Annotated in this window: 13 protein-coding genes and 1 CRISPR repeat array; of the genes, 9 read left to right on the forward strand and 4 right to left on the reverse strand. The window is 65.9% G+C overall.

Going from position 1 to position 13836, the window contains the following annotated elements:
* Positions 1-83 precede the first annotated feature (83 nt).
* From THITH_RS01580 to THITH_RS01600, 7 genes are all read left to right on the forward strand, one after another.
* Complete coding sequence (locus THITH_RS01580) at positions 84-485, forward strand: hypothetical protein (protein ID WP_156925474.1); 402 nt, start codon at positions 84-86, stop codon at positions 483-485.
* Positions 486-827: 342 nt separating this feature from the next.
* Positions 828-1007 carry a carbon storage regulator CsrA gene (gene csrA / locus THITH_RS01585; RefSeq protein WP_006746268.1) on the forward strand — a complete coding sequence of 60 codons (180 nt, stop codon included), beginning with the start codon at positions 828-830 and terminating at the stop codon, positions 1005-1007.
* Between the two features lie 246 nt (positions 1008-1253).
* On the forward strand, positions 1254-1376 hold the full coding sequence (locus THITH_RS19515; protein ID WP_269667588.1) for a hypothetical protein: 123 nt from the start codon (positions 1254-1256) through the stop codon (positions 1374-1376).
* 76 nt (positions 1377-1452) lie between these two features.
* Positions 1453-1653, forward strand: a complete 201-nt coding sequence (locus THITH_RS18395) for a hypothetical protein (RefSeq protein ID WP_006746266.1) — start codon at positions 1453-1455, stop codon at positions 1651-1653.
* Positions 1650-1919, forward strand: coding sequence for a hypothetical protein (locus THITH_RS01590; RefSeq protein WP_006746265.1), 270 nt, complete (start codon positions 1650-1652; stop codon positions 1917-1919). Before THITH_RS18395 ends, THITH_RS01590 begins: the two co-directional genes overlap by 4 nt.
* Before the next feature lie 16 nt (positions 1920-1935).
* Positions 1936-2124 (forward strand): hypothetical protein, encoded by a 189-nt coding sequence (locus tag THITH_RS01595; RefSeq protein ID WP_006746264.1) that lies wholly within the window; start codon positions 1936-1938, stop codon positions 2122-2124.
* Entirely contained in the window at positions 2121-2375 is a 255-nt protein-coding gene (locus tag THITH_RS01600) for a hypothetical protein (protein ID WP_006746263.1), read from the forward strand. The genes THITH_RS01595 and THITH_RS01600 overlap by 4 nt, the downstream gene beginning before the upstream one ends.
* Positions 2376-3142: 767 nt before the next feature.
* A CRISPR array of direct repeats spans positions 3143-4047; the repeat unit is 36 nt; unit sequence GCTTCAATTCCACCCCGGCGTTTGGCCGGGGATCAC.
* A gap of 177 nt (positions 4048-4224) precedes the next feature.
* Here the strand turns inward: THITH_RS01600 and csb2 are convergent.
* From csb2 to cas3g, 4 genes are read right to left on the reverse strand one after another with little or no spacing between them, the layout of a single operon-like run.
* Positions 4225-5643: a type I-G CRISPR-associated protein Csb2 gene (gene csb2 / locus THITH_RS01605; RefSeq protein ID WP_006746262.1), complete on the reverse strand. Its 1419-nt coding sequence runs from the start codon at positions 5641-5643 to the stop codon at positions 4225-4227.
* Between the two features lie 11 nt (positions 5644-5654).
* Positions 5655-6674 carry a type I-G CRISPR-associated RAMP protein Csb1/Cas7g gene (gene cas7g / locus THITH_RS01610; RefSeq protein ID WP_006746261.1) on the reverse strand — a complete coding sequence of 340 codons (1020 nt, stop codon included), beginning with the start codon at positions 6672-6674 and terminating at the stop codon, positions 5655-5657.
* A gap of 3 nt (positions 6675-6677) precedes the next feature.
* Positions 6678-7370, reverse strand: coding sequence for a hypothetical protein (locus THITH_RS01615; RefSeq protein WP_006746260.1), 693 nt, complete (start codon positions 7368-7370; stop codon positions 6678-6680).
* Positions 7367-9937 (reverse strand): type I-G CRISPR-associated helicase/endonuclease Cas3g, encoded by a 2571-nt coding sequence (gene cas3g / locus THITH_RS01620; RefSeq protein WP_006746259.1) that lies wholly within the window; start codon positions 9935-9937, stop codon positions 7367-7369. The genes THITH_RS01615 and cas3g overlap by 4 nt, the downstream gene beginning before the upstream one ends.
* An 877-nt stretch (positions 9938-10814) precedes the next feature.
* On the opposite strand from cas3g, the gene THITH_RS01625 reads away from it, so the two are divergent.
* Positions 10815-12611, forward strand: coding sequence for an amidohydrolase (locus THITH_RS01625; protein ID WP_006746258.1), 1797 nt, complete (start codon positions 10815-10817; stop codon positions 12609-12611).
* On the forward strand, positions 12608-13492 hold the full coding sequence (locus THITH_RS01630) for a CobW family GTP-binding protein (RefSeq protein WP_006746257.1): 885 nt from the start codon (positions 12608-12610) through the stop codon (positions 13490-13492). The genes THITH_RS01625 and THITH_RS01630 overlap by 4 nt, the downstream gene beginning before the upstream one ends.
* The last annotated feature ends 344 nt before the right edge of the window (positions 13493-13836 follow it).

Consider the following 13836-nt stretch of genomic DNA (forward strand, 5'->3'; position numbering starts at 1 on the left):
AGGCCGGTGCCGAGAAGGCGAGGGCGAATCCTCTGGATAGCCACGGCGGAGACCGGAAAGGGGATCAAGGTTCGGGCCGAACCTTGAAGCCCAAGCGAGGGGAGAACCGCGACTACATCCTGTCCAGGCTGGCCCGGGAGGCGAAAGGCGGTGATGCCATCGAGATTCTGCGTCGCGAGATCCCGGACTATGACGCCAGGATCCAGCGGGAGCGGACGGCTGCGGTGAAGCCGGCGGCCAAGCATGGCGGGACCGGGGCGAACCAGTACACAGGCGAGGAGAGCAAACCTGACAATGTAAGGTCTGCTACTCCTGACCCCAAGCCCAAGGGTTACGGCAACAGCAAGGACTACATCATCGGCCGCCTGAAGCGTGATTCGCGTCTCAATGGAGAAGCCTCGGGGCGAACCAATACACGGTCAATCAGAGCAAAGCTGATAATATCAACTTTGCTTGTGCCAGTGAGCCAATGCCAGAAAGGGTGAAAACAGCAGTGACAATGTAACGGCTGTTTCCCGGCGAGCCTAAGACCCGGGCGCGAACGGAGAGGAAAACAAAGCTTATAAAATAACCTTTGTTTCCATGCCCAAGCCCTGATGGTGGGAAAGGGAAGCGGCCGAAAGTTGGCTAAGCCCCGAGGGTAGGAAAGGCAAAGGAACTAAAGGTGCCAATGGCACAGTTAGTTCCGGGCGGGCAACCAAGCCGAGAGGTACCAACAGCAAGAACAGCGAGCCGGTACCGTACCGACCGGGAACGCCCGCGTTGACCTGGCTACCGTCCTGGCCGATCCTTCCCGTACCCACCAACAGCCAGCGAGGGAACGCGCCATGCTCGTACTGACCCGCCGTGTCGGCGAAACGCTCATCATCGGCGACGAGATCGCCGTCACCATCCTGGACGTGAAGGGCAATCAGGCCCGCGTCGGCATCGAGGCGCCCAAGGACGTGACCATCCTCCGCGAGGAACTGAGGGACCGGCCGGCCCCGGCTGTGCGCAACGCCCGCTGAACGTCCGTTCGGCCGGCCTGGGTATCCCAGACGGAACCTGCTGGGTTTTCTGAGCGAGCAACCTGCCCTGGCGAGGGCAAGGCACTGCCTGGACGGTGCCTTGCCCGGTCGCGTGCGGGCGGTCGATACCGCTGGCATTCCTTTCAACCCGGTGCCATACTCCAATCAGAGGGCACGATTCAGGAGGCGGCAATGCCGCGAGGTGGTAAGCGTCCGGGAGCAGGCAGGAAATCGCTGCCGGAGGACGTGAAGAAGCACAAGATCACGGTTCGGCTGAAGCGCGAGGCGGTTGAGTGGTTACGCGAGCAGCCGGTGAGCCAGGGACAGGCCATCGAGGACCTGATCGAAGGAGCACGCAGGAAGGAGTAGAGAAACGCCCGAGCCGAGCGGGGGCAACCGCAAGGCCCGGACTTCCCACGACGGAACACCTATGGAGGCCACCGTCATGAGCACAGCAAGTCTAGCAGTCCGTCCACGTTCCGTGGACGCATCCCCCGAAGCCCATCCCGGTATCCGCTGGTGGAACAGCCTGCCCGAGTCCGAGCGCAAGGACTGGCTGAAGCTGGCCAACAGCGCCGTGCCGGCCGATGCCTGGAAACTCCGGAACCAGTTGATGACCGGGATCCACGGGAGGGACGCGGCATGAACGCCCGCATCCGCCTGGCGCGCGCCTATCGGCATGGGTTCAGTCGTGGCTGGTTGAACCTCAGCATGGACCCACCGCGCTCGTTGCGCCTGACCGACACCGAGGCCACCGTCTACCGCGATGGCTGGGAATCCGGCCGCAGGGAGCGCCTGGAGATCCCGGTGGCGTTCCAGGTTCGTAGGGTCGCCACGTTCGCACCCGCAGCAAAAGCGCCCAGTCCCAGCGGTAGCACCCGCCCGGACCGGACTTCCCACACGGCAACCTGAGAAGGAGGAAGCCGACATGAGCACGAGCGAGCATACCGCAACCCCGCGGATCGACCCGATCAACGCCCTCTGGGCTCGCATCTACGAGGTCCGCGACCGATTCTATGCCGCGGTCGACGACCTGGACGTTCAAGCAGCCACCGAGCAGCGCATCCGCGCCGACGAACTCTACCAGGCCATCCGGACCCTGCGGGGTGCCGCATGAACGCCCTGCGCCTGGAAGCGGTGCCCACCGGCACGGACGAGTTCGAGCAGGCGTATCACCAGGCTATGGGCCGCATCACAGCGCTGACCGGGATCGTCGGCACCCTGGCCCGCGCGACCGCCCATAGCCCCGGTGGCGACGATGGCGAAACCTCGGACGCCTGCGCGCTCTACTGGCACCTGCGCGACGAACTCGAATCCCTGAGCCTGGAAGTGCAGGAGCTTTCGCGTAGGCGTCACGATCCGGGCTGACCTGCTGCCGCTGATCCCGCCGCCCTACCGACCCCGGCCGCTGTGCCGGGGTTTTTCGTGGGTGGGGGCTCTTGCCGGTTCCCCCGGTTCCCCCGCCGGGGAACCCTTGGGGAACCGGAAAACCCCAATTAAATCAACGAGGTTCCCCCGGTTCCCCCGGTTCCCCCGGAAAAACATCGACCCCGAGCGTATCCGGACCGGGCTCCGAGGGTTCAGAATTCGCAGCCGGGGCGCGAGGGTCCGCGAGCGCGGCAGGCTGGGTACCAGGGAAATCGGAGGGGTAACAAGAGGGGTAACAGATTTTCTTGGTCTCTCACAAAGGTATTGTTATCAATGTGTTGCCGTGGGTTTTCGGTGGAGTCCCGGGCCACCATTTCACCTTCCAGCAAGGCCCAAAGAAGTACCCAAGCCGCTGAAAAAGCGGCTTTTTTGTGCCCTGCAGTATCGCAAGAGGTCTAAAGCGGGCGTTCGAGTTACCCCGAGTGAGAGGGATAACTTCCGGGGTAATACGTCGACCCGGAAAAGGGGTTAGCCCGCTACAGCCACTCACCGACGCCGAAACCCGCGCTCTGAAGCCCGGGAAGCGCCCGGTCAAACGCTTCGATGAGAATGGGCCGTACCTCGGGGTGCCGCTGTCCGGATCGTTGCGCTGACGGTTCGGCTACAAGTCTGCTGGCAAGTCGAAACTCATGAGCCAGGGGACCTTTCCCGATGTCCGCAGCGAAGGCGGCCCGGGGATGAGGCCCACCGCCCCCTCGATCGGCCCGGCTTCAATTCCACCCCGGCGTTTGGCCGGGGATCACGTAAACGCGATGGGGCCGGCGGCGTAGGGGGTGCCGGGCTTCAATTCCACCCCGGCGTTTGGCCGGGGATCACCTGGTTTTCCTGCGGCGCGGCGTCGGCGGTTGCAACGCTTCAATTCCACCCCGGCGTTTGGCCGGGGATCACCTGATGGCGCTGCTGCCCACCGCCGCGGCAGCCGCCGGGCTTCAATTCCACCCCGGCGTTTGGCCGGGGATCACCTGCGTGAACACGGCGAGCCGGAACCTGGTGTGGGAGCTTCAATTCCACCCCGGCGTTTGGCCGGGGATCACCAGCACGGCTGCACTGTCGATTCCGAGGGCAAGCGCTGGCTTCAATTCCACCCCGGCGTTTGGCCGGGGATCACAGCACGTCGCCCGGCACCTCTTCGCCGCGCCCCAGGCTTCAATTCCACCCCGGCGTTTGGCCGGGGATCACGTTCAGCCGGCTGAGCGCCGCGGGCCAGCTCGCCGGGCTTCAATTCCACCCCGGCGTTTGGCCGGGGATCACGTCGCCCTTGGCCTGCAGCTGCGTCATCGCTTCGGTGCTTCAATTCCACCCCGGCGTTTGGCCGGGGATCACGCTGTTCGCGCGGGTCCCAATAGCGGAAGTAGCGCTGGCTTCAATTCCACCCCGGCGTTTGGCCGGGGATCACACGATGGCGCGGACGGGTGCGAAATCTACGCGCTCGGGCTTCAATTCCACCCCGGCGTTTGGCCGGGGATCACATGACCTCGGTGCCGCCCAGGCCTGATGCTTTCTTGCTTCAATTCCACCCCGGCGTTTGGCCGGGGATCACCACGCCGCCGCGGAGGCGTTCGCGGCCGGTCGCGATGCTTCAATTCCACCCCGGCGTTTGGCCGGGGATCACAGCCCTCTCGTGGACCCGCGTTGGTGCTGGGCCAGCGACGGCTTTTTCGAGCGCTCGGTCTGTCGCGGCCGTTCTGCGGGTCGTACGCGATCAGGATACGGCATACAGCACGATGATCTCCATGATTTCTCAGCGAAAACATAGTTGCGAGCGCTCCCCAGGGCTGGCGGCATCACGTCACCGCTCGAAAGCCGCGAGCAGACCGAGCCCCCAACCCGATCCGGCGCCGAGAACGATCGGTCCCGCGACTGGTTGGTGAAACTCGATCGTCACATAGGACCGCGGGTACTTCTGCAGGTGCCTGGGCACAAGGAATCGCCCGCGTCCGGCCAGCCCGTGAATGCGTGGGTACGGATGCAGATGGACCGCTCGCACGGACTCCTGCGGGATGCCCGCGTGTTGCAGCAGGCGGCGGGCCGTGCGTGCGGGGCGTGGCTTGCCGCGGCGGCTGTCGTAGCCGGGGAGAATCACGGGGGTTACCGCCGTCCATGTCGTCGCCGGCGCCAGGAATCGCCGCAGAACGGAATCCCCTTGTCGTTCCGCGATCGGCAGCAGGACCGCCGAAGCATCTATATCACCCTCGGCCGTGAGTTCCGAGTGGCCGAGCCGCAGTTGCAGCCCGTGCCAGTGCTCGGCGCTCACCGCCGGGCTGGGCGCCACCAGCACGCGGCGTACCCGGCCGTCGGCCCAGCGGTGCCCCGCATTCGGTACCGGCAGGATCGCAACCCGGCCGTCGCCTCCGTGGCCCATGAGTTCGGTGATGGCGGCTGCATCGAGCCCCGCCCGCTGCGCGGCTCGATGCACGGCATGGCGCACCATCGCGGCCAGCCGGACCAGTTCGGTTCCGGGCAGGGACCACGGCCCGCCGTCGTCGATTGCGCGCAGGCCGAAGGCCTGCGACCGCAGCAATGGCGGTGCCAGCGGATCGAGATACGGAGTCAGCGTCGCCAGCGGTTCGCGTACCCCGCGCACGGCCCCGATACCGACGCGATCGCGGGTGGCCCGGTAGGTGTGCTGAAGCCGTTCCACGTCTCCCGGTGCAGGCACCGGCAGCGCGGTCTCGCTCGTCGGGTCCGGCGCCCAGCGGTAACCGGGAGCCGACGGGGTACCGCTGCACCAGTGGACCTCGGCCATCGCCAGGTCGGCACCCTGACCCAGCACGGTCAAGCCGGCAGCGAGGTCCTCAAAGGCTCCGGTGTCCGGATCCGGTTCGGAAAACGTCCAGTGGTACTCGATCGGGTTCTCGACCCGCCAGCCGTTTCGGGTCCGCAGCGTACGTAGCTTGCTGATCTCATGGCGTGCCTGCCTGGGCCGGCCGGCAGCGTACTCGTGCATCACGCAATCGCCGTCGTTGTTCGGCACCGAGGATCGTACCGGCTCCATGCGCTCGGGCGCCGGTGCGTGGATCGTCGGGGGCGGCAGCGCCTCGAGCCGTTTCAGGGCTGCCACGCCACGCGCCCCTGCACCGCCGGGCCGCTCGGCGCCCGCCAGCAGGGCCCGGAACACGCGCGCGGGCGACGGCGGCCATTCGGCACCGTGATAGGCCGCACCCGCCCCCGAGGCCAGCCAGCGCACCCGCAGTTGCAGCACGGGCATGTCCGGGCCTCCTACGCCTTGTCCTTGGTCTTCAGCATCTTCTTGCCCGCAGCGGGATCGTACTCGACGGCCGCCGTTTCGCCGACAGGAATTCCGAGACGCTCCTTCGCGACGGCCAGCTGTGCCTCGAGGAACGGCAGTGCCGGGTCGCGGTCGAGGGCCAGGGGTTCGCGGGCCCCGCCTCGGGTTACGACCTCAACGACCGGAGGCGCCGAAGGCAACAGCCAGCAGCCGGCGCGCAGGGTGTAGTCGCGCCCTCCAGTCCAGAACGCTCCCAGCGCAAGCCCGAGCAGGTAGTTGCCGAGACCCGCGGCTGCGTTGTCCAGCTGCCGCAGGGCGCCGAGATGGAGGCTGGCCGTCTGTCGAATCGGGCCATGCACGACGACACCGCCATGCTGATCGACCGAAGGTGTCGGCGCGAATCCGATATCGGCTCCCTGTTTCCATTCCTTGTCGTTGAAGCCGAGTTCCTCGCGCGTGAAGGCTCCCGAGAACTGCGCCGACCGGGTGAACACGTCGACGTCCCAGGCGTGGATTTCACTGCGGATCAGCCGGGGGATCTTGACCCGGGTGTCGCGCGAGTCCCAGGCACCGAAGACCAGTGCGGTGGGACCGAGCTGTGCGATCGGCAGCGGATCGCCGTGATCGTAGGCCTCGAACGCGGCGTGAATGCGGGAGCCCAGCTTGCTTGCACGTATCGCGGCATCGGCGATCCGATGCGCGAGTTCGGTGAGCGCGAGGGTGCGTGTTCCGGCGGTCAGCGTGATCCGCGGTACGGCATGCGCGAGCTCGCCGTGGAACGCGGCCTCCATCCGGTTCGCCTGCGACTGTACCGAGTCCAGCGTCGCGACGCGGCGGCCGTCCTTCAGCTGGTTGATGGTGTAGGGCGTGTCGTGCCGGTGTGTTCCGCGTTCGGGTGCCGGGTAGGTGGGCGGAAACAGCGGTACGTCGCGGCCTTCGATCGGCTCCAGTTCCTGAGCGACGCTCAGCGCCACGGCATCGGTGTTTGCAAGCAAGGATTCGAGGCTCATGTTTCACTCCTGAATGGGGACCGCCGGTTTCAGATAGGTGTTGCTGCCCGCCTTACCGGTCACGGTGCGCCAGCCGGGACCCGCATGGCGCCCGGCGTTGGCGTAGGCCAGCCGGGCGAGCGTCAGCGGTGCCGGATGCCAGAGGTGGTAGCGGAAACCCTCGGCCCGATCCCCCTGAACCGGGAACACCTGCAATCCGAGGAACGCGAACAGTTCGACGTAGGGACGGCACAGGATCTGGATGTCCGCATGTTCGTTGATCGACCAGCCCAGCGACAGCCCGTCCCAGCTGCCCAGCGGGTCGACGCCGAGGCGACCGGTGATGCGCGTCGCGAAACCCAGCCAGTCGCGCGCCTCGCCGTCGCGGGCGGCCTTCACCAAGTTGCCGAACACCGACCGCGCCGTCTGCTGGCCGGCCCAGAACTTGAGCGCAGGGTTCAGGCCCCAGCCCGGGTTCCACCAGTCGAGCACGATATCGCCGAGCTGCAGCCGGTCCTCTGTGAGTTCCGGCTCGTGACCGATCCACTGCTGGATGCCTGCGGGGTCGAAGGACGTCTCAAAGGACCAATCCTCCGCCGACAGCAGAAAGCCGGTCGAGCACCCCGGGTCGACCCGATCCGCGAGCCAGGCGAGTCCGGCGCAGGCGAGTACTTCGCCAGGGTTGGCCGGGTCGATCACGAAGTGTGCTCGGGTCATGGCGCCTCCCCGATCGGCAACCCGCTGGAAACGCGCGCATCGGCGCATTTCAGGAGCGCTTCGAGCCAGGCCAGGCCCCAGGGGCCGAAACGGCGCTGCAGGTCGTCGTAGCGGCGTTCGACCTCCATCGCCAGGGCTGCGGCGGCCGCCACCGGCAGTTCCGGGTCCCACTGGCGCGGTTCGGCAAACCCGGGGCGGGCATGGCCGTGGTGCGCCGCGATCAGGTGCAGCGTGAGGTCCCGGCGCAATGCGTCGTGTTCGTTGGTCGGCACCGGGAACTCCCGGATCGCGTCGGCGAGCGACCCGAACTCGTGGCGGTAGCCACCGAGCAGGGCCGGTCGGAAAGATCCTCGTGCCGCCTTGGCGACAGGCTCGGAACGGCGATTGCCGGCGGCGCGCTGCCAGATGCGCCGGCCCTTGCCCGCATCGTGCCACGCGCCGGCGTCGTGCAGCGCGGCGACCATCCATTCCGGCAACCGCAGCGCCTGCCCGATCCGTTCGGCTGCGCAACCCACCGCCGCGTTATGCTCGGGAAGCCGTACCGCGGCGGGTCCGAGCCGGCTGAGGTCGGTGTCGGCGTCCAGAGCCAGCTCGCTCACCTGCCGACGCGCGTAGACCCACCATCGGGGTTCGGCGTCTTCGTCTTCGAGGTCGTGCAGCGGCAGCTCCCAGCGTGCGGCGGTGCGCACCCATTCCGGTGGCGTGCCCGGATCGCCTGCGGTGACTTCGAACCGGACGCCGTCATCGTCGTCGGCGAGATCCGCGACCGGCATTCCGGCGGCGTCGGGATCAAGGAATCCCGCCTCCGACAGCCCGCCGATGCGCGTGGGCAACACGACCGTCGCGTAGCGAAACCGGCGGTAGCCGGTCGGGTCCGCCGCTTCGGTCACCAGGTCGACATGCACCTGCCCCTGCAGGTCGATCCGGATCAGCGGGAACGGACCCGCACGCTCGGCGAGCGCCGCGATTGCCCTCGCGGCCTGCGCTGTGGGCAGCTTCAGCACCTCGCGCGGGCGCGGCCGCAGGAAGGTCAGGGCTTCCGCGCAGGCGCTGGCCCCGGCCGCGGTCAGGAGTTCGACGTCGTGGCGCCAGAGGATCTGGGTCTCGGCCCATTCCGGCTCGTCGGACAGGCCGCGGAGGAAGGGTTCGATGGGCGGCAGGTTCAGTCGAGCGCCGGTCGCGGCCAGCAGGGTGATGCGTTCGGCTGCGAGCGGGATATGGCGCGGGTCGGGTAGCGACGCCTGGGCCCGCAGTTCCGGACTCAGGGCGAGCAGGGCCATCGGGTTCAGGTTGCTGTGCCGGCGCAGAATCTCCAGCGTTGCGGCCTGTGCACGCACCGTCGCCTGTTCCCAACCTTCCTTCTTGCTCGCCTTCGGCTGGATATCCTCCGGGCTGTACACCAGGTGGACGGTTGCAAGGCTGCTCCGTCCGGAGCGATTGACCCGGCCGAGGCGCTGGATCAGCGAATCCAGCGGTACGAGATCCATCACCAGATGGTCGGCGTCGAGATCGACGCCGACCTCGGCCGCTGCCGTGGCGATCAGCCAGACCGGCGGCAGGGAATCGTCCTCTGGCCGTGGCTGGGCGAAGCGTCTCCAGAGCTCGGTACGGGTCAGGCGTTCGCGTTCGTGCCCCCGCAGGGTTCCGGTGAGGATCCCGACGCTGCCGGCATGCGCCTTCCCGAGCCGCTTCGACAACCGGGAATGCAGCTTCTGCGCCTCCTGGGCCGAACGCACGAACGCGAGAATCGCCCCCTGCTCAAAGCCCGCGAGCAGCTCGACGATCTTCGGCAACCGCTCCGCGCGAGCCGCAACCTCGTGCCGATGCAGCCGTTTCACTGCCTGCAGACGCAGCCCCAGCACCGGGTGGCGGGTGTCGGCTTCCGCCAGGCTGCTGGCTGCGCCGCCGCGCGGCGTTGCCGACATCGTCAGGGTAGTGAACCGATGGCCCTCGAGCCCCGGGTTGCTCGCCTCGATCTGGCGCAGCGTCTGCGCGAACGGTTCGTTCAAATGGGCCTCGTCGAGGATGACCGTGGTGCCGACCCCCAGCAGCCCCGCATGCAGCGAACGGCGGTTGCGTCCGTCGCCGTAGCCGGAAAAGAGCAGCCGGGAGCCGATCATGTCCACGGTCCCGATCACCACGGTGGGCGCCGAGGGGTCCAGCCGCCATTGGCCCGTATCGGTCATCCCGCCCCGCAGCGTGCCAATGCGCACGGGCTGCTCCGGGTCCGGGAATGCGGCGAGCGCGCGGAATCGATTGGCCAGTTCGGGCAGTGCGCAAACTGCTTGGGTCCACTGCGCGACGGCATTGGTGGTCTGGTCGACGATCGCTCGCCGATCGACGATATACACGAGACGTCGCGGCAACGCCGCGCCGGCAGCGAGGGCCAGCAGGTAGATCAGCACGATGCTCGTCTTCCCGCTCGCGGTGGGAAGCGCTACCCCGCGCGGCAGTCGGCCTGCTATCAGTTGGTCAAAGAGCCGTTCCTGCCAGGGATACGGTGAAAACCCGCTGATGCGCTGGAACGTGCTGGCAAACTCCAGCACCGGCGGCCGCTCGACATCCATTTGTCACTCCCTTCCAGACTACTCCCGGTGGCCGGGTTCGAGGCCGGGCCCATGCCGTGGCCCGCGCTCGTTTCCGCTGGACCTTAGCAGACTCCAGACTCAGAGAGTGAGCCTGCGGCAAACCAGCTTCGGCGCCGGGCCACTTCTGTTCGTCGTGCTCGATAGCGTCGGCCTGTCGTGGCGGACCACCGTTTCGATCAGTAATGGCGCAACGGACGAGCACGAGGCCAGCCGCCGCGAGTTGGTTCTCGGGGCGAGTGCTTTCGACCCAGATCTGCCGCCTACACGCCGCTCGCGAACGATCCTTTACCGACATACTGCGGACGCTCGAGAACCCTGACCCCGCTGCCGCGTTGTCCTTTGCCGAAGGCCGCAATCTAGGGGGCTCCAGACCCTTGCTGAATGCCGGGAGTCTCGTGAATTATGGGGTACGCAGATGCCGTCGAGGTGCGTGGCGCGCGGTTTGCTCTTCGGCGTGCTGAGTCTTTCGGGCAACAACCGCCCACCGAACCAAGAATTAACTCGCCACATTCTGGCGGGCCGATCTCGGCTGCATAGGGTGCCGCCGCTGCTCCGAGTGGGCTTCCTTTGGAACTTGACAGGCCCCCGGGGCGAAGGGATATTGCGGTGAAGGTGGCCTCATGGTTCGGGTCGATACCTTCGGTCTCCGGAGGTGGCAGGAATTCGACGAGCATGTAGCGGAGATTCACGCGTGGGCTGGGGCAGTTGCCCGACCAGGTCGTGTAGCACGTTGCCTTTGCCAATGCGCAGCGTTTGTTCGTCGACTAGCATTCCCGGGGTTGATCGTCACACCCGATGACTGCAACAGATCGGAGCTTGTACTTTTCGACACCCATTAGGAAACCGGAGTCCCTTCATGCCGCGATTTTACTCCTCGGCCGGCATCTCGCGCCGGACCGTCATCAAGGCCACTGTTGCGGGGGCACTGTTCGCCGCAAGCGGTTTCGGTCTGGCGCGAACGCCTGGGGCAGGGGCCGATACCCCGGTCGCAAAGATCTTTCGCGGCGGCACCGTCGTGACGGTTGAGGAGGGGCAGCCGTTGGCTGAGGCCGTGGCCGTCGGTGGCGGCCGCATCCTCGCAGTCGGTTCAGAAGCCGAGATCATGGCGTTGGCCTCGCCCGGCACTGAGATCGTCGAACTCGACGGCGCAACCGTCCTACCCGGCTTCATTGACGCTCACGGCCACTTCATGAATGCGCCGCAGATCGTGGGCTGGGTAAACGTCTCAAGCCCGCCGGTCGGTCCCGTCACGTCCATCCCGGAGATCGTTACGACTATCCGCGCCTTTATGGACGAGCGCCGGCCCGCGTCGGGGGAATGGGTGATCGGCTATGGCTATGACCCGACCGTCCTGTCCGACGGGCGCGAACTGACACGCGACGATCTCGACCCACATTTCCCTGACAACCCGGTCATGCTGATCCACGTGTCTGGCCACGGCTGTGTGCTCAACTCGGCCGGTTTCGGGATCGTCGGCATTGATGAGAACACACCCACGCCCGAGGGCGGGGTGATCCTGCGCAAGGAGGGCAGCAACGAACCGGCCGGCCTGGTGATGGAGACGGCCTTCCTCCCGATTTTCGCCCACATGCCCCAGCCCAGCCAGGAGCAACTTCTCGGTGTGTTGGGAGACGCACAGGAAATCTACACTTCGCACGGGGTTACAACCGCGCAGGAGGGGGCCACAAACAAGGACGATCTCGAGTTCCTTTTGCGCGCTGCCGACGAGGGGCACCTCGTGATTGACGTGGTTTCGCTGCCCATCGTATTCGACGTTCCCGCGTTGTTGCGCGAATACGCTCCTGATTTCCGGGGCGGCCCGATGGAATTGCCCGACACCGCGGCTCAGAGCTTCGGGCGCTATCGCAACCGGCTCAAGCTCGCTGGCATCAAACTGGTGCTCGACGGCTCGCCACAGGGAAAGACCGCCTTCTGGAGCGAACCGCTGCTGACCGGCGGCCCCGAGGGTGAGGAGGATTACGTCGGCGCGCCGATGGTCCCACCCGAAATGGTGACTGCTGCGGTGGCTGAGTTCGTGGACAAGGGCATCCAGGTCTTCTCCCATGCCAATGGCGATGCCGCCATCGACATGATCATCGATGCCCTGCGTGCAGCAGGCGTGACCGCAGCCGATGGGCGGCGCGACTGCGTGATCCACTCGCAGTTCGTCCGGCCCGACCAACTCGCTGCTTATGCCGAGCTCGGTATGACGCCGTCGTTTTTTACCGCTCATACTTTTTTCTGGGGAGATGTGCACCTGGAGAACACCGGCCCCGAGCGCGCCGCCTTCATTAGTCCGATGGCTGCGGCGTATGAGCGCGGTCTTCGCTGCTCGAACCATTCCGATTTCTCCGTGACGCCCATGGACCCGTTTCTGATGATGCAGTCTGCCATGCTGCGCAGGTCGCGCTCGGGAGTGGTCCTCGGCCCCGACCAGAGGGTCGATGCACTGACGGCGCTGCGTTCGCTGACGATCGACGCGGCCTGGCAGATCTTCGAAGACGACACCAAAGGCTCCATTGCGCCCGGGAAACTGGCTGACCTGGTGATCGTCGATCGCAACCCACTGGACGTGGACCCTGAGCAGTTGCTTGCCCTTCAGGTGATCGAAACGTTCAAGGAGGGTGAGAGCGTCTATCGGAGGCCAGTGTGACCCTGCCGCTGACCATCATTGGGGGTTATCTTGGAGCGGGCAAGACCACGCTGCTCAACCGGATCCTGACAGAGGAGCACGGCCGCCGGTTCGGGGTGATCGTCAATGATTTCGGCGCGGTAAACGTGGACGCGAGCCTGATCGCGAACCATGAGGGCGACACGATCTCGTTGACGAACGGTTGCATCTGCTGTTCCGCGACCGACGGTACGGCCGAGGCCATCGCCCGCATCGTCAAACGCTCGGCCGACTTCGACCACCTCATTATCGAGACATCCGGGGTCGCCGAACCTGGCAAGGTCGCGCGCAACGCCGCCGGTTTTCGTTTGCCGCTCGACGGGGTGATCGTCCTGGCCGATGCCGAGCAGCTGCCGGAACAGGCTGCGAATCGCTACGCCGGGCGCTCGGTTGTGGCGCAACTGCGGCAGGCGGATCTGATCGTGCTCAATAAGGTGGACTTGCCCAGCCCGGCGCGGCTGGATGAAACCCGTGCCCTGATCGCCCGCCATGCCCCGGGCGTGCAGGTATTGGAGACTGAGCAGGCGAGGTTACCGCACGCGGTCCTGTTTGGTGTAGGCCACGGGACTGCGGTTGCTGAGTCGACTTCCGGGCCGGAAACCACGCATGAGCACACTGCCGGATACGTAGCAGACCTGGTCGAGCGCGGTCCGATCTGTCGGGCCACGTTCGAGGAGTTTGCGCAGGAGCAGATGGGGCAGGCGATCCGTGCCAAGGGATATGTCGCACTGAGCGAGGCGCTCGAGGTCCGTTATCTCTTCCAGAAGGTCGGTCGCCGCTGGACCTTGGTACCCGACGGCAGTTGGGGCGATAAGCCTCCACGCACCCGGATCGTGAAGATACGCATCCGCGAGCATCAATAGTGCCTGCACGAAAACCCAATAAACCCTGCATATACAATCAGGTGCGCAGTTTTAGCGGCGCGAAGCGGAAAATGGCAATAGTGCCTTGCACTTCGGCATGGATACGGTATTAATCCTTGCGAAAGTTCGCGCAGGTTAAATGATCGCCCGAGCGGATTACAAACAACTGATTGCACAGGGTATTTTCCTGGAGCGATCGACCATCGTATAACGCACCACCCTGCGGGCACTTACGCAAACATTGATAACATGCTGATCAGTAAACGATCCCTGTTTGCGGGGTCAACACGAAAGGGGCGATCGCCTGTGTTCGGCTCGGTTTTCAGCCGAATCTTCCCCGGATG

This window comes from Thioalkalivibrio paradoxus ARh 1 (genome assembly GCF_000227685.2).
In the GTDB taxonomy this organism is placed as follows: domain Bacteria; phylum Pseudomonadota; class Gammaproteobacteria; order Ectothiorhodospirales; family Ectothiorhodospiraceae; genus Thioalkalivibrio; species Thioalkalivibrio paradoxus.

Coding starts and splice junctions, on each gene's coding strand:
- THITH_RS01595 (WP_006746264.1), top strand. CDS start 1,936: ATGAGCACGAGCGAGCATACCGCAACCCCGCGGATCGACCCGATCAAC.
- csb2 (WP_006746262.1), bottom strand. CDS start 5,643: ATGCCCGTGCTGCAACTGCGGGTGCGCTGGCTGGCCTCGGGGGCGGGT.
- cas3g (WP_006746259.1), bottom strand. CDS start 9,937: ATGGATGTCGAGCGGCCGCCGGTGCTGGAGTTTGCCAGCACGTTCCAG.
- THITH_RS01625 (WP_006746258.1), top strand. CDS start 10,815: ATGCCGCGATTTTACTCCTCGGCCGGCATCTCGCGCCGGACCGTCATC.
- THITH_RS18395 (WP_006746266.1), top strand. CDS start 1,453: ATGAGCACAGCAAGTCTAGCAGTCCGTCCACGTTCCGTGGACGCATCC.
- csrA (WP_006746268.1), top strand. CDS start 828: ATGCTCGTACTGACCCGCCGTGTCGGCGAAACGCTCATCATCGGCGAC.
- THITH_RS01600 (WP_006746263.1), top strand. CDS start 2,121: ATGAACGCCCTGCGCCTGGAAGCGGTGCCCACCGGCACGGACGAGTTC.
- cas7g (WP_006746261.1), bottom strand. CDS start 6,674: ATGAGCCTCGAATCCTTGCTTGCAAACACCGATGCCGTGGCGCTGAGC.
- THITH_RS01615 (WP_006746260.1), bottom strand. CDS start 7,370: ATGACCCGAGCACACTTCGTGATCGACCCGGCCAACCCTGGCGAAGTA.
- THITH_RS01590 (WP_006746265.1), top strand. CDS start 1,650: ATGAACGCCCGCATCCGCCTGGCGCGCGCCTATCGGCATGGGTTCAGT.